We start from the raw sequence: 15,060 nt of genomic DNA, 5'->3' as shown, positions 1-15,060 counted from the left end.
ACCATCAGCCAAATGAGCGATGATCCCCTCATCAGCCTGCCAGCTGTGGCACGCTGATCATCCCGGCCCCTTGCCGGAGAGCGCGGCGACCAAACCGTCAGCTACACCACTCCCTGGGACACGATCATCGACTCTCGTCAGCTGTTCGTAAGGTTGAGCTTGCAATTTGAGCAACGGAGAATCGCAGCTAGCTGCTGCGACCTGCAAGCCTGCATCCAACGGAGATGTAGAACGGTTGAAATCAATGGTCCCGCCGGAACATCACACCGCATATGGATCGAACGGACCAAGCGGCCATTTGAGCGAGGCAGCAGAGCGGCAGGCGTAACAAATCGATGCAGGTCCTTCGGTCGCCTGTTCGCGCCCGGGCATGCGCAGCGGCTCGATACGCCGGCCACCAGCCAGACACAAAAGAACCGCTCTTGAAAGGACGTGGAACGTGGCCAAGCTCGCGATTAACCGCCGCCAGGCAATTGTCGGTCTCGGCGCAGCCGGGGCTTTGACCTTGCTTGGCCGGCCGGCCTTTGCTGCCAGCAAGGTGAAGCTTGGTGTGATGCGTCTCGCCAGCCATGCCCCCAGCTACATCGCGCGCGAGCGAGGCTACTATAAGGACGAAGGGCTGGACGTCGAATTCGAGTTCTTCGAGGCAGCTCAGCCGATGGCCATGGCGATTGCCTCGGGCGACGCCGATTATGCGGTTACCGCGATGAGCGGCGGACTCGTGAACCTCGCCGGAAAAGGCGCAATCAAGGTGATCGGCGGCGCGGTATCTGAGGAGAAGGGTCTCGTCGGCGCTATCATCCTGGCCTCCGAAAAAGCGTACCAGGCCGGTCTTACCACGGCGAAGGACCTGAGCGGCAAGAGCTTCGGTGTCACCACGGCCGGCTCCTCCTTTCATTATATGTGCCACAAGATCGCGGAAGCGAACGGCATCCCGATGTCGGAAATCAGGCTGCGCCGGCTCCATAAGGTCGGTGCAATCGTTGGTGCGCTGGGCACCGGCCAGATCGACGCTTGGGCGATCCAGGGCAGCATCGCCAATGAGATGCTGGCCGAAGGCAGTGCCAAGCAGATCGGCCTCGTGTCCGACTATGCGCCCGACTATCAGGTGACGACAGTGGTAACCTCGACAAACAACGCCGCCAACGAGCGGGAGAAGACCGAAGCCTTTATCACCGCCCATTCGAGGGCGATCGACGACTACAACGCTGCCGTCGTAGACAAGACCGCCACACCGGAGGAAGTGGATGAGGTGGCCAAGATCATCCACAAATATGTGGACTCTGACCATCCGTTCCCGGCCGCGAAGAAAATCTTCGTCGGCAGCGCCATGCGAATCAACAAGGGATGTGCGCTTACACTCGAGTCCGCGATGAATCAGCTTGTCTGGCTCAAGGCGGAGAAAATGGTGAGCGAGACGATCAAGGCACAGATGCTCTTCGATATTTCTTACGTCGAGACGATCTGACCCCCTCCGCCGGCCGGCTCAGGAGGCGGGACAGAAGATATGGAACTGCTGCTAAAGAATGTCAGCCACCGCTATGGCCCCGTAGAGGTTCTGAGCGATCTCTCGCTTAGGATCCCACGGGGCGAGATCATGTGCATCATCGGCCCGTCGGGATGCGGTAAATCCACCTTGTTGCGCCTCCTGGGCGGGTTGGAGCGTCCGACAGAAGGCATGGTGCTGCAGGTCGGCACGCCGCCCGCTGAATCGCTCAATCCTCTTACCTACGTGTTCCAGCATCTCGCTCTGCTGCCGTGGCGGACCGTGGAAGGCAATGTGAAGCTGGTACTTGAGGATCACAAACTGCCGGCGAAGGAGGTCGAGCGGATCGTCGCCGACGTCCTTGCCCGCACGGGACTCTCTGAGTTTCGCGCCACTTTGCCGAAGCAGTTGTCGGGGGGCATGCGTCAGCGCGTTGCGATTGCGCGCGCGTTGGCGGTCAGTCCGGCGGTGATGCTCATGGACGAACCGACGTCGGCCCTCGACAGCCAGACGCGCGAGCTTCTGATGGATGATCTCGTCTCGCTGTGGACGCATCAGCCCTTTACCGCCGTCTATGTCACGCATGATTTGAGCGAAGCCGTGCGGCTGGGACATCGCATTGTCGTGCTTTCCCGTCGCCCCGGAGCCATCCGCGATATGCTCACAATCGAGAAGCCGCTGGCCGAGAGATACGTCGGCGCTCCGGTTCTGGAGAAGATGCAGCTGCATCTCTGGGCCCTGATGAGAGATGAAGCAATGGCCGCCGATCAGGAACTGCTCGATGGCTGATATCATCGTAGTGTCACAGCTCGTAAAGTTCCGCGGCGGCGGCTTCGCGCCCTCACGCGTCCCCCTTGTCGGTTTCTTCGTTGCCATCCTCCTGATTGGGCTGGCAGAGGTCGGCACCCGTACGGGCTTCATCTCGGGCCTGACGCTGCCTCGCCCCTCAGCGGTCTTCGAGACCTTCGTCCAGCTTTACCAGACCGGGCTGCTCTGGCAGCACTTGCTGCCATCGCTGCGGCGCCTCGCTGTTGGCGTTTCCATCGGCGTCGTGTTTGGCGTAGGTCTCGGTGTTCTGATTGGCTTGTGCAGCCTCATACGCGCTGGTCTCCTGCCTTTGGTCGCGGCGCTCTTTCCTGTGCCAAAGATTGCATTGCTACCGCTCTTCATTGTCTGGTTCGGTATCGATGAGGCATCGAAATATGCGCTGATCGCGCTGGGTACCTTCACCCCCACGGTGGTCGCCACCTATGCGGCGGTTGACAATGTCGACCGCAGCCTGATCCGGATGGGCCAGAGCTTTGGCCTCGCTCGGCTCTCGATTGTGCGCAAGATCATTCTGCCCGGAGCGTTTCCGGGTATCCTGTCAGGCCTGCGCGTCTCCATTTCGATCGGCATAACTCTGCTGGTCGCAGCCGAGATGCTTGGTGCCGAGCATGGCGTGGGCGCCTACATCCTGGACGCAGGAGCACTCTACAACCTGGAACACCTGTTTGCCGGGGTGACGATGCTTTCCCTCATGGGCCTGGCCGTCAATTGCTTTATCGGCTGCATTGAGCGGCATTTCCTGGCTTGGCGCCCATAGCCGGCAGGACTGCGATCGCAAGCGTCTCGCAACTGCACGGCGCTGCTCAGATCTTTACGAGCGCGACAACACATCACGGTTTTTGTCTTTCGGCAACGATCCGAAAACAAGCTGTTTTGGCCGATTTTCCACTGTTGGCCGCTCCTCCCCTTGTCCTCCGCTCCACGACACGCCGGCGCGCGCAGCGCCTCGTCCGCCGGCAATCGCGGCGGCGAGCTGTCGTAACCAAGGTGAAGTTCCATCGGTTACAGCAGCAATTCCCCGGTCGTGCAATCCGAGGCTGCTGCCGCGCTCAAATGGGCCTGGTCGGCAGCGGGTGTTTTTGAAGCGGCAAGGTGGGTTGGGGAATGGAGGCGATATATGAGCGAGGCCCGCAAAATCGGGAGCGTGCTTTTAGTCGACGATGTTCTCGCGCTTCTTCTGACCATTGAGGAACACGTGCTGCGCTGCGATTTGTCGACCACTGTGGCGGGGGGTGCGCATGGGGAAGCGTTGAAGATTTCGCAAAAGCTAAAGCCCGACCTTGTCATTGCCAGTTTGACTCCTGGCCAGGAGGACCCTGGGCTTTTGCGTGATCTGCGCAACCTTGGGGACGTCTCCGTTATTGTCGTTGAGAACCGCCGGGGAGAGAACGATATGGTCCGGCTTGAATCCGAGGCCGACGAGTGTCTGACCAGGGTGCGTGAGCTTTTGGTGCGTGTGGACTCACTGGTGAGGCGGCGTGTTGCCGGCCCTGCAGAAACACAGAGAAAGTCACAATCGGGAAAGTGGCTTTTCGGCGGATGGGAGCTACGCCTAAAAACGCGACAGCTGCGCGATCCTGCAGGTGCACTGGTCCCTCTAACGCAGGGCGAGTATGCGCTCCTGATTGCCTTCCTCGAGGTGGCAGAACGACCTGTGTCGCGAGAATACCTGCAACGGGCCACGCGCATTCACGGCGAGATCTCAGACCGCAGCATCGATGTCCAGATATTGCGCCTGCGTCGAAAACTTGAGACCGATGCGCGCGCCCCAAAGTTGATAAAAACCAAACGTGGCGTCGGTTACGTGTTCAGTATCTCTGCGAAGCTGCTGGAGATTTGACACCAGCCAGAGCCAGTGAATGCGCCATCGCTTTTACAGCAGAGCAAGAGGTGCTGGGAGGAGCGTGCGTGCCCCATATCCATCCATGGCGTGGATGGGATAAATCGAAACAATCGATTTTCAATAAGTTCGGAAATGGGGGAAAACAACACCGCCGGGCCTCGGTCTTTAGCCGGGTTGGCGAACCCCACCGAAGATAGAAAGGGCACCCGCAACTGCCAGCAGTTCCATGTTGCCGCGATCACCACGTCCATTTGTGCCAACCAATGCCGAAGCCGGCCAAGCTCTCACGACGCATATCCGTGCGCCCGGCATGACGCAGTTGACCAGCCTCCCCGATAACCAGTTCCCTGTTACATGCGTTGAACGTCAATGCCACGACCATGGCGCATCTGGCCCCCCGGCAGACGGCAGCGGCAGGCGCAGCGAGACCTGCGGATGCCCGCTCTCAGCGCGGCAGGCCGGTTCGCAGAGCGGGCCAGATCCTGGAGCGAGCTCACAGGCCACGGCTCGGATCGGCCTTCGGGCGACCGAACAATAAACTGAAGCGGCACGTCGAAGTGGTGCAGGTCATTGCCGGTTGCCACGCTTGCCGGCGTCGATCAGGAGGCGGGCGTTAGAGCCTATGAGAGATGCGCTGAGGCGCCATCATCAACCAGGCCACAGACAAGAGCGCGCCACGATCCCATCCCAAGCCACAGCCACAGGTTAACTGGTTTCGTCCGGTTCGCCGTCGCCGCCTCAGGAGATCGATGATGCGTGACAACGCGTCGGCGCGAGAGTCGCTTTTTCCGGGAGAGGGAACGCCAACGATGCTCAATCGACGTGATCACCCAGAAGCGCGCGTCATAGGACCAATCATTTCCAGCGAGGAAACTACATGGCCGAGTTCGATAGAAGCGCTGCCTTCTGGCGTTCCTTTCCGATTTTTCGGGAGTTCGATGACAAGACCATCGCGGCACTCGCCGGAATTTCTACTTTTCGCAGGTGGCTTCCAGACACGGTGATCTTCCAGCGAGGCGATGAGGGCAATTACATGGTTGGAGTGATCTCTGGACGGATCAAGGTGTCGCTGATCACCCCACAAGGGCGTGAATTGGTCCTCCGGCAACTCGAAGCCGGGGATCTGTTCGGCGAGATGGCCATGCTAGATGACCAGCCTCGATCGGCCGACGCCACGGCGCAGGTCGCCTCCGAAGGTTTCGTCATTGCCAAGAGGCCATTTATGGACCTCATCAAACTTTCGCCGGGGGCGGCCAGAGCCACAATCCGCTATCTCTGCTCACGATTGCGGGGTATCACCGAGCAGTTGGAAACCATCGCCCTGTATCACTTGAATTCCCGGGCGGCCCGTTTTCTCCTCGTAACCCTGAGGCAGATCCACGGCAATGAGCTGCCGGTAAGGGCGGATCTGAAACTGCAGCTCACTCAATCCGATATAGCGGGAATTTTGGGCGCAAGCCGGCCGAAAGTAAATCGGGCCATATTGGCGCTGGAGGAGGCCGGCGCCATCCGGCGCAATAACGGAATCATTGAATGCAACACTGAGCGCTTGCAGTGGATTGCCGAACCAAGTGAGTATTAGGTCTCGCCCAAGAAGGAGTTCCTTAGGCCGATGGATTCTATCCAGGATCGCTACGGGGCGGAGTCATGAACGTCTCTGGCTCGATGTCACCAGCAACTGCATAGGCCTCGACTCCAGTGCGATCGAGCAAGGTGCATTGCCGCAAGCATCAAAGTCCTTCTGCGGCAAAGCTTCGGCGGGTGCTGTTGCGTGCTGGCCAGCGGCCATGTTTGGCTGGTGCCATCGTCCGGCGACAATCTGCATGTCGGCTGGCGGCTATGGGTCCTTGATGAATCGAAAACGCGGCAAGTCGATCGGTGACCCTTGTCGAAGCTATCGGCTTGCGCATTCCCCTGTCAGTCCTGCAACACCTTCTCGATGAATGCACTGATCATAGCGAGTTCATCCAATGCTCTCTGGCTGTGATGCAGCATCAATCGCGTTGCCGGATCGTTGGCCATATTAGCGATCGTCATGTGCAACATGCCTCGCTCTTTCATCGCCGCGAAGGCGTCCCGCTCATGCATCGGGGTGTCGCACAGCGGCAGAACGTCCAACATCTCGTACGCGGCTCGTTGGGACACTGTCAGTCTGCCGATTGGCACTCGCTGGCGTAGAATGGCAGTATATGCTTCCAGTCCCTCTGCCATTAACAGTTCGATGATGAAGCGGCACGTTGCTAGCGCTTCATCGATGTCAAGAGATGACAGCATAGCGGGTACCAGCAGGCAATCGGAACTGCCGATTATAGAGTTGTTCAAGTCGCTGGGACCGCCATGGGCATCGACTAACCCATAGTCGAAGCCGCCAAGATCCGCCTGTCCATATGCATCCACCATTACGGGCAGATCGTCGGCCACGAATACCTCGCATTGCCGGTCCCAAGCGTCGTTACGAAGGGCATTTTGTTTCCACCTGGTGAGCGGGCGGTTTTGGTCAGATTCGAACAACGCAATCTTCTTTTGCTTGGAGGCAAGCGAGGAGCACAGACCCATTAACGCCGTTGTTTTGCCCGCCCCACCTTTAAATGAATAGCAAGTGATCAGCTTCATGCCGCAATCCGTCCGCGCCGAAAGCGCTCTGTGCAAATATCGTTCGGACAATATCAACAGCTTCGGTGAGATATAGCGATGTGTTCCGCAGCGCCTTGTTACCTTTGTAACCGTTATTTTGTACGCTTTCGGATGACGCACCGTTATGTATTCTCTTATTCAGGTTTTTAAGTGAATGGCGGCGCGCTGCGTCTGCGCTGTTACAAGAGTAATCGCGGTCAGCTGAAATCCGCGAGACGACATATTTTGACTCTGAAAGAGGGCTGCAGCAGGTCGAACCAACTGCGGCCCGTAGGACCAGCTGGCAAGGTCCCTGTCCGGGGCTAGCAACGCTGAACATTGCCAGAGCACAGGACAATGGCACGCACGAATTTCAAGCTCACCACATTCTTGTTCGGCCTTGCGCTGTCTTTGCCCCTCGGGCTGATCTTCGCCAGCCTGTATGTTAGCCTAAGGGTCGGGCTCAGCGTCCGGGGACTCCGCGACTTCGATCTCCTGGCGTTCTGGTATGAAACACCCTTCTATCTCGGCTATGCCAGTGCGACGTTTTACACCTGCTTGATCATTGTCGGCATGACATCGGTGATCATCATGGTCACCCTCACCGTAGTCTTGGTTCGCGCCAAACACTTCGGAACGGCACGATGGGCGCGATTTGGCGAAATGCGCCAAAAAGGGTTCATCAAGCCCTACCGCCGCATCACTGGTCCCATATTCGGCAAAACGTCCGGGCCGCGCGGGTTTGGACAGTATCTCACCAATGGCGAGCAACCACACAGTTTGGTGGTTGCGCCCACCCGCGCAGGCAAGGGCGTCGGCGTTGTCATTCCAACGCTTCTGACCTTCGATGGCTCGGTGCTTGCGCTCGATGTCAAGGGCGAACTCTTCGAACTGACGTCGAGGGCGAGGTTGAAGCGCGGCGACCGGATCATCAAATTCTCGCCGCTCGACAGGCAAGGACGCACTCATTGCTACAATCCAGTGCTCGACATCGTTGCTACACCGCAGGAGCGCCGCTTCTCAGAAACTCGGCGATTAGCGGTTAATCTGATCGCGCCCAAGGGTAAGGGCGCGGAAGGGTTCATCGAGGGCGCGCGGGACCTTTTTGTCGCCGGTGTTCTGGCCTGCATCGAGCGTGGCACGCCAACCATTGGCGCCGTCTATGATTTGTTTTCGCAGCCGGGCGAGAAATACAAGTTATTTGCGCAACTCGCGGAACAAAGCAAAATTCCGGAGGCGAGGCGCATTTTTGACAACATGGCCGGCAACGACACCAAACTCCTCACCTCATACACATCCGTTTTGGGCGATGGCGGGCTGAATCTTTGGGCTGACCCGCTGATTAAGAACGCCACATCGAGATCGGATTTCTCCATTGGCAACTTGCGCCGGGACCCCACGACAATATATCTCTGCGTCAGCCCCAATGATTTGGAGGTGATTGCACCTCTCGTGCGGCTGTTTTTCCAGCAAACCGTGTCGATATTGCAACGCACTCTGCCGGGAAAGGACGAGATTTTTGAGGTCCTGTTCCTCCTCGATGAATTCAAGCATCTCGGCAGGCTCGAAGCGATTGAAACCGCAATCACCACGATTGCGGGTTACAAAGGCCGCTTCATGTTCATCATCCAGAGCCTCTCGGCCCTGACCGGCGCCTATGAGCAGCCTGGCAAGGAAAATTTCCTCTCGAACACCGGTGTGCAGGTGTTCATGGCGACAGCCGACGACGAAACGCCTCAATACATTTCAAAAGCGATTGGCGAATATACCTTTCACCAAAGGTCAAAGTCTTTCAGCCCCCGGGAATGGCTAAGTCCTAATATCCATATGTCGGATCAAGGCGCGCCGCTCTTGCGGCCCGAGCAGGTGCGTTTGCTCGATGACAACAAACAAATCGTGCTGATCAAAGGCCAGCCACCGCTGCAGCTGGATAAAGTGAAGTACTATTGTGATCGTCACCTGAAGTCGATTTTCGCCAGCCAGACAGGTGCATTGCCCGAACCAGCGCCGATCCCGTTCATTGCGGAGATAACGACCTTCCCCGCAGTCGACGGAGGACCGTATCCAGCAGCAGTGACTGCGCCGGGCGATGCCGCGCAGCTAACTTCTAGCCTCGCCATTCCAGAGTCGAAGGGGGCGCCTATCGCCGCCGGTCCGTCCACGATGCAGGACACTGCCAAGCAGCCGCGGGGGACCCCTGCTCAGCGCGAGCTGCTGGCGCAAATAATTTCACTTCAGGAACTTGGCATTTCAGAGCACAACAGAATGAACTCTCAATCTGACCGTTCAATTCGGGGATTTGATGGGGCGGACTGATCATCCGATTGAGCTCTCAAGCCCCGCTTGCCCGAACTCGCGTGGTGGCGGGCCTGAAGCGAGTTGAGAGGGATTAGAGGTCTGGTTAGGGCGCCACGTGTCCTCAACGTCGGCGCAGTGAAAAGGAGCTCCGGATAGTTTGCCTCGACTACTCCACATTGCCCGATCTTTCAGCCCGACCGTTCAGTCGCCGTCCTCGAGATGGACATAGGAGATTTCCATGTCCGTTCTGTCCCGCCCGAGTTCCACGACGAAGCCAAGGTGTTTTTTGGAGGGCTTGGGGCGAACGGCCTTCAAGGAGTCGTGGCGATCCACGCTACCGCACACCGGACCGGTCCGCGCGACCACCCTTATAGTCGTTTCGGCCATGCTACCCGGCTGCCGTCCTATTCACCAATCCTTTACCATATCAGCACATGCTCATAGGTGGACATGCTGGTGTAGCTCGTACATGTCGAAAGCCCCGGCGCAGACCCAAGCGCCGGGGCTTTGTTCGTTCCTACATCCGGGTGATCGTATGCAATCCTAGCCGTAGCCGCTGGCCTTCCGCATAGGACAGCGCAAACGATTCCAGTTCAAATGATCGGGTAAGTTCTTGGCCGTCTTCGGTGACGCGCACGAACCACTCGCCACCGGCTTCCGCCACTTCAACACGAGCCGCCACATAGCGGAACGGAACCACGTTATCCATTGCGTGCCTCCCTAGAAGCAAGGGTAACGTCGGTTTTATAAGACCAGCAAAAACACTAGATCAAGTGAGATTCTGCGTCTGATTCCGTACCTATGGATTTCGAGCTGGCTGGCTATCGTCCGGCGCTCCAGTGATCTGGCTAACCGCCGCTTCGGCAAGGTTGTGACCCGCTAGCCTTTGAATGAACCGTTCGGCGTGCTCGCCCCATTCGGCAGGCGAGACATTGTTTTCGCGGACAGACTCCATGAACGCCTCGCGCAGCGCGTCGAGGTCGAAGATGGAAGGGCGTTGACTGTCCTTGCCTGGCATATATGGGAGTATGCCGGCAAAAGCCGGGGCTTCCAAGGGAGTGATGAAAATCCAGTTAATGCGACCTGTCGGGCTTGCGCTCCCAACGGTCCGCCACTGGCGGTTGGGCATGGCGATGGCGTATACGGTCGAGTTGACCGACGCCGACAATCAGATTCTCGTCGCCTTTGAAGATGATGGCCAGTGACCGACCGGGAGGGGAAAGGGAGCGTGGGAGGCGGACGGCTCGAAGCGGAGGAGCAGTCTGGGTGAGCCATCGCCGGAGCGCTGGCCGAGACGTGTTTTTGGCGCGAAGCTGCGACCGCGGCCAGAATCTGACCTGATCCTGTTACCCTCTCCCCACAGCGCTGACGGGTTGCAGCGCTGGCTCGGTAATGTATGTCCTGCACGCCGGAGGCTCGTTGCGAGCCTGCCGTATCGACGCGACCGAGGTCGACCGCGAAGACGACCTCGGTCCGCTAGCGATTACACGGTCATCTTGGCCGCGACCTCATCGTGTCAGGTCCCTGCTTCTGTTGGAACGCATGAGTTCCGCTCGAGCGCTATTGTAGGTTTCGCTAATGGAATCCCCGAGCTCCGCCATCGCATCCTGCTGCTGATACGAAGCGAAGTCCCCTGGCAGCTGATGGGCACGATCCTGAATTGCGTTGATGCGCGCGTCCAAATCCGGGTTTTGCGGCGCCGCCGCATGCCCGGCCGGCTGCACCTCAACCGCCGCATAGAAGGAAGCCAGTTCGGGATTCTGCGCAAACGCGGTGTTTAGCTGTTCTCGTTGATTTTCATTCAGATAGTCGCGGCCCATTTTCAGGGCCTTGGCCGTGTTGTTGCGGATGACGAAGTGCGCTGGACCGCCGCCCTCCTGCGTAAAAAGTTCTAGGGATCGATCCAGCAGGCGCGTCCTATCCAGTTGGCTGAGATCACCTATGCTTTGCCCTAGCTTGGATAGGGCGAGAGATTGGCGCCTTGGTTCATCGATAGCGAGGGTTCTGTCGACCACAGCAGTCTTCATTGGGGCAGTTTGAAACTTGAGGATTGGCCTGACAGCGCGGGTTTGATAGCGCGCAAAGAAAAGGTCGTCCTGCGGCACGACATTCTCAGGCGGCATTTCTGCTGCATAAAGGCGGTGCGCTGAATCTCCGAGCCGATTGAGCCGCTCGTGAAATTGCCCTGCACTGGTTCTCTCGAAGTCGGTCCGGACTGAGCGGCTCGCCAGCCGAAGATTGGTAAGACGGTTGGCCGTCTCAACCGGATCCTCGGACACTACACTTGCCGCCACTTTCCCCAATAACTCACTTGGCATGTCAGTGAATCGTGCGGCGCCACCGCCGGTGCGGCTCGAACTTCCAGGTCTATCCCTACTTGTGTCGCGGTCCATTGCATGATGTCCTTAGGCCGTTTTTACGACTCGACGCTAGCATTCCGAAACACTCTGTCGAACTGATTCTTCGTTACACTTGAAATTTGGCCTGCCATGAGGATTTCGTGGGATCCAGGCCCCGTGAAGGATCATCATGATCGCGAATTTGTGGCTCGGGATGTGCTGTGTGGCATGTTTGAAGTGCCGACCGACACTGTGGCGACGTGCACCTCCTGGAGTGCCGCGTGATCGGTCTTGTGGTGAAGATCGCCGCACGCTGCGTCGACGCTCCGCCGATCACCTGACGGGCAAGGCCCTCTGCGTCTGTTTCCAGCGTTGCCGCCAAGGGCGTCGAGCCCCATTTCCTGCGCTATCGCCACTCGATGGACGTAGAAGCCGCCCCATTTTCGGAGTCAACGTGACTTCCAATGGGCGGCGAAAGCAGAGAGCGAGGCCGCTGACCTGGGACTGGAATTCACCTGATCCCTTTTGTCACGCCCGCACATCATACCCGCAAACCGGCAAGTGATGCGGGACGTCCACCTCGCCGTTCCGCTGATGGGCTTGACCTTCTGACCGAGCAAACTGCTCCGTCCACACCGAAGAAGGCTGCCCGCAAGGCTTAAGGACCGAGGTCAAGCGCGAACCCGATCTCGGTCCGTGACCCGGCTAGCCGGTTAGCTTACCGCGCAGACCATTTCATCGTGTCCAGTCCCTGCTTCGGTCGGAATCCATGAGTTCCGCTCGCGCGCTATTGTAAGCGTCGTGAATGTCTTCCCCGGTCTCTGCAACTGTATTCTGCTGGTAATACGACCATTCTCCTGGCAACTGCTGGGCTCGAGCCTCAATAGCGTCGATGCGCCTGTCCAAGTCGAAATTTTGCGGCTGTCCCGCACGCCCGGCAGGCTCGCCAAGCGCATCGTGGAGCATCCCATACAATGGAAATGCGTCTAATCGCTCTCGTTGGCCTTCATTCAAATAATCCTGCCCTTTTTTGAGGGCTGTTACATAGTTGACGTTATGTTCGGCGGCGTTCGGACCTTGTGTAAGCAAATCGACTGTTCGGTCAAGAATGCGCGTTCTGTCAGCCGAGCTGAGATCGCCTATGTTGTCGGCGATATTGGACAAGGCGAGAGATTGTGACGTTCGGTCGGTCATTCCGAGGATTCTGTCGACTGCGGCAGATTTCATCGCGGCCGTTTGAAACTTCAGGACTGGCCCGACAGGGCAATAGCGCGAGTTGAATGGGTCGCTTATCAAGGCATTGCCAGGGGGCGGCATTGCTGCGGAATACACGCGCTGAGCTGATTCGCCGAGCCGATTGAGCCGGCTGTGAAATTGTCCTGCACTGCCGCCCTCCAAGTCGGAGCGTACTGAACGACTCGCCAGCCTGAGGTTGGTAAGGTTGTTTGCCGCTTCAACTGGATCGTCGGAGGCTACACCTCTGGCCACGTTGTCCATTAGTTCACGAGGCACATCGGTGAATCGTGTGGAGCGGCCGCTATCGCGAGCCGAATTTTCCGGCCTATTTCTACGTGTGTTGCGATCCATTGCTCAGAGTCCTTACGTTCATTTCTACTGCTCCAGGCTATCAGGCACGAGCGACCTGCCGAACTGATTTCGCGTTACGTTTGCAATCCTGCAGACCGGGGAATTGAGCTTTCAAGGGGCCGCTGCATGTGCCAGCCTTTGGCCGTATGTTCGCCCCTCAACAGAGGCAGACATTCCGGTCAAGGCTGCAAAACAAAGGCGGCCGGGCTGTTGAGCACACGACCGATCCCGGCGGCACTCCCGGCGCTGGTCGCCGGCCGATTGCTGAACAGTCGCGGCACCCGCGTTTGAAGCCTCACCTGCGTGGCCAAGCCCGACTTGCTCGACGTTGATCGAGACGGCTAAACCCGGTAGGGAGCCAAACGTGGGAGAGCTGACGTTCGCCTTGCTGGCGCACCTCCGACGCAAGTCTATGAATGCACCCTCTCAGGTCTCTTGCCTGTGGGGAGGAAGCCGAGGGGTGGATCCGAGAGGCAAAGGTTCGAGGCCAGGCCCGAGTGCCGCAGCTCCGCGCGTCCAGGAGTCCGCGGGCTGCACCGTCGCCGAACGCTACCCGCTGGGAAAACAGCTCCCGCATGGGCCGCAAGTCGAAATTTGTCTGGACGATCCGCCGTGCCGGAAGCCGGCGCGAAGCACCTAAATGCCTGCCCGCCGGTCACCGTTTGGACACCGACTTCAATGCTGTCCAGCGGCCATTGGGGCCGCGGACTGTAGTGCCGTTGGGGTGGGCGGCCGGCGGTGGGCCGCGTTGCGAGTTGGAGACGTCAACCACGGCGACATCACCTTTTGGCGCCGGCAGCTCCGCTGAACTGCTCCAAGACAGTTCGATCAAGATTTACCTTCGGCTGCCACAACAGCGACAGGATTCCCCGAGACCACCCCTACCCTTTGCTCAAAACCCTGCTGGCGCTGGGCGAACGGTTAGGAACGAGCTTCGCCAGCGCTCATGAAACCTTATCGTGTCAAGTCCCTGCTTCTATCGGAATGCATGAGTTCCGCTCGCGCGTTATCATAGGTTTCGTTGATGGAAGCGCCGATCTGCGCAATCGCATTCCCTTGGCCAATCGACCACTCTGCTGGCAGCTCAGCGGCCTGATGCTCAATTGCGTTGATGTTTCCGTCCAAATCTGGATTGCGCTGCGGGATCGCACGCCCGGCGGTGCTCACCTGAATCGACCTATACAGCGCACCCAGGTACGGATCCTGTGAAAATGCTCCGTTCAGTCGCTCTCTTTGTTCTTCATTTAAATGGTCGTGTCCCTTTTTAATGGCCCTGACCGTGCTGACAAGAACACTCCATTGTCCCTGAGCACCCTGTGCCGCTGTAGCGGTCAACAATTCTATCGATCGGTCAAGAAGTCGCGTCCTATCTGCCGGGCTAAAATCACCTAGCCTATCCCCCATCTTGGACAGGGCGAAGGCTTGGGCGCCTGGCTGGGTCAGACTTAGAATGCTGTCGGCAACGGCAGATTTCCTGGGCGCATTCTGAAACTTCAGTATTGGTGCGACAGCACGGCTTAGATAGCGTGCCCTGAGAAGATTCGACATGCCATTCTCAGGCGGCATTGCTGCCGTATACAAAGCCTGAGCTGAAGTGCCGAGCCGACCGAGCCGCGTATTAAACTCGCCAACTGCACCGCCTCCATCGAACTCGTCTCGGACTGAACGACTCGTTTGCTTAAAATTGGTAAGGCTCTTTGCCGTTTGAACCGGGTCGTCGGTGACGACACGCCTTGCCAATTCGCTCACCAATTCCCTTGGCAGATGACTTAATCCTGCGGCATCGCCACCGTCGCGGGCTGAACCTTCAGGTCTATTTCTACGTGTATCGCGGTCCATTGCAGGCTCCTTATGGCAACTCTCCGAGGCTACCACCCTGCCGAGGGTTGCTGAACCTGTTTCGCGTTACAACTGCAGCCTAGACTTTGGCGTCGTCGAAGGTCGCGTCCCCACAGGTGGTGTAGCTCGGCGGTAGCGAAGCCGCTCGCGAGCGCGCCCTCAACAGCGCTGTAGCGAGCGAGCTGCTTTGCGGTGGTCATCGACAGTTCGCCGGTAAGGTCGGGTTG

General features: G+C 58.4%; 12 protein-coding genes. 6 read left to right on the top strand and 6 right to left on the bottom strand.

Translation table 11 applies throughout. The annotated features are described in order from the left end of the window. Positions 1-439: 439 nt before the first annotated feature. From O7A61_RS27075 to O7A61_RS27055, 5 genes are all read left to right on the top strand, one after another. The gene (locus O7A61_RS27075) at positions 440-1,468 is read left to right on the top strand and encodes an ABC transporter substrate-binding protein (protein WP_337132404.1); all 1,029 of its coding nucleotides are present in this window, start codon (positions 440-442) and stop codon (positions 1,466-1,468) included. A 39-nt stretch (positions 1,469-1,507) separates the two neighbouring features. Then, positions 1,508-2,275: an ABC transporter ATP-binding protein gene (locus tag O7A61_RS27070; RefSeq protein ID WP_337132403.1), complete on the top strand. Its 768-nt coding sequence runs from the start codon at positions 1,508-1,510 to the stop codon at positions 2,273-2,275. Continuing rightward, a complete protein-coding gene (locus tag O7A61_RS27065) occupies positions 2,268-3,071 on the top strand; it encodes an ABC transporter permease (RefSeq protein WP_337132402.1) in 804 nt (267 codons plus the stop codon). Before O7A61_RS27070 ends, O7A61_RS27065 begins: the two co-directional genes overlap by 8 nt. Before the next feature lie 360 nt (positions 3,072-3,431). Beyond that, positions 3,432-4,154, top strand: coding sequence for a winged helix-turn-helix domain-containing protein (locus O7A61_RS27060; protein ID WP_337132401.1), 723 nt, complete (start codon positions 3,432-3,434; stop codon positions 4,152-4,154). A gap of 880 nt (positions 4,155-5,034) precedes the next feature. Further along, positions 5,035-5,739: a Crp/Fnr family transcriptional regulator gene (locus tag O7A61_RS27055; protein ID WP_337132400.1), complete on the top strand. Its 705-nt coding sequence runs from the start codon at positions 5,035-5,037 to the stop codon at positions 5,737-5,739. Positions 5,740-6,074: 335 nt separating this feature from the next. Here the strand turns inward: O7A61_RS27055 and O7A61_RS27050 are convergent, their stop codons facing one another. Then, on the bottom strand, positions 6,075-6,770 hold the full coding sequence (locus tag O7A61_RS27050; RefSeq protein WP_337132399.1) for a conjugal transfer ATPase VirC1: 696 nt from the start codon (positions 6,768-6,770) through the stop codon (positions 6,075-6,077). Between the two features lie 357 nt (positions 6,771-7,127). Here O7A61_RS27050 and virD4 point away from each other — a divergent pair, with 357 nt between their 5' ends. Further along, positions 7,128-9,086, top strand: a complete 1,959-nt coding sequence (virD4, locus tag O7A61_RS27045; RefSeq protein ID WP_337132398.1) for a type IV secretion system ATPase VirD4 — start codon at positions 7,128-7,130, stop codon at positions 9,084-9,086. 499 nt (positions 9,087-9,585) lie between these two features. Here the strand turns inward: virD4 and O7A61_RS27040 are convergent, their stop codons facing one another. From O7A61_RS27040 to O7A61_RS27020, 5 genes are all read right to left on the bottom strand, one after another. Then, positions 9,586-9,777, bottom strand: a complete 192-nt coding sequence (locus tag O7A61_RS27040) for a hypothetical protein (protein WP_337132397.1) — start codon at positions 9,775-9,777, stop codon at positions 9,586-9,588. Positions 9,778-9,867: 90 nt separating this feature from the next. Then, entirely contained in the window at positions 9,868-10,236 is a 369-nt protein-coding gene (locus O7A61_RS27035; RefSeq protein WP_337132396.1) for a hypothetical protein, read from the bottom strand. Between the two features lie 340 nt (positions 10,237-10,576). Beyond that, positions 10,577-11,461, bottom strand: coding sequence for a hypothetical protein (locus O7A61_RS27030; protein WP_337132395.1), 885 nt, complete (start codon positions 11,459-11,461; stop codon positions 10,577-10,579). 681 nt (positions 11,462-12,142) lie between these two features. Continuing rightward, positions 12,143-12,994: a hypothetical protein gene (locus O7A61_RS27025; protein ID WP_337132394.1), complete on the bottom strand. Its 852-nt coding sequence runs from the start codon at positions 12,992-12,994 to the stop codon at positions 12,143-12,145. Between the two features lie 954 nt (positions 12,995-13,948). Continuing rightward, entirely contained in the window at positions 13,949-14,833 is an 885-nt protein-coding gene (locus tag O7A61_RS27020) for a hypothetical protein (protein WP_337132393.1), read from the bottom strand. Positions 14,834-15,060 lie beyond the last annotated feature (227 nt).

The organism is Mesorhizobium sp. Cs1321R2N1, from assembly GCF_037179725.1.
In the GTDB taxonomy this organism is placed as follows: Bacteria; Pseudomonadota; Alphaproteobacteria; order Rhizobiales; family Rhizobiaceae; genus Mesorhizobium; species Mesorhizobium salmacidum.
Note: the sequence above shows the minus strand (reverse complement) of the source record. Positions and strands in the feature narration are given on the sequence as shown.

What these genes read in the sequence shown, in the direction of transcription:
- O7A61_RS27065 (WP_337132402.1), top strand. Translation starts at nt 2,268, where the DNA reads ATGGCTGATATCATCGTAGTGTCACAGCTCGTAAAGTTCCGCGGCGGC.
- O7A61_RS27050 (WP_337132399.1), bottom strand. Translation starts at nt 6,770, where the DNA reads ATGAAGCTGATCACTTGCTATTCATTTAAAGGTGGGGCGGGCAAAACA.
- O7A61_RS27070 (WP_337132403.1), top strand. Translation starts at nt 1,508, where the DNA reads ATGGAACTGCTGCTAAAGAATGTCAGCCACCGCTATGGCCCCGTAGAG.
- O7A61_RS27020 (WP_337132393.1), bottom strand. Translation starts at nt 14,833, where the DNA reads ATGGACCGCGATACACGTAGAAATAGACCTGAAGGTTCAGCCCGCGAC.
- O7A61_RS27055 (WP_337132400.1), top strand. Translation starts at nt 5,035, where the DNA reads ATGGCCGAGTTCGATAGAAGCGCTGCCTTCTGGCGTTCCTTTCCGATT.
- O7A61_RS27060 (WP_337132401.1), top strand. Translation starts at nt 3,432, where the DNA reads ATGAGCGAGGCCCGCAAAATCGGGAGCGTGCTTTTAGTCGACGATGTT.
- O7A61_RS27030 (WP_337132395.1), bottom strand. Translation starts at nt 11,461, where the DNA reads ATGGACCGCGACACAAGTAGGGATAGACCTGGAAGTTCGAGCCGCACC.
- O7A61_RS27040 (WP_337132397.1), bottom strand. Translation starts at nt 9,777, where the DNA reads ATGGATAACGTGGTTCCGTTCCGCTATGTGGCGGCTCGTGTTGAAGTG.
- virD4 (WP_337132398.1), top strand. Translation starts at nt 7,128, where the DNA reads ATGGCACGCACGAATTTCAAGCTCACCACATTCTTGTTCGGCCTTGCG.
- O7A61_RS27025 (WP_337132394.1), bottom strand. Translation starts at nt 12,994, where the DNA reads ATGGATCGCAACACACGTAGAAATAGGCCGGAAAATTCGGCTCGCGAT.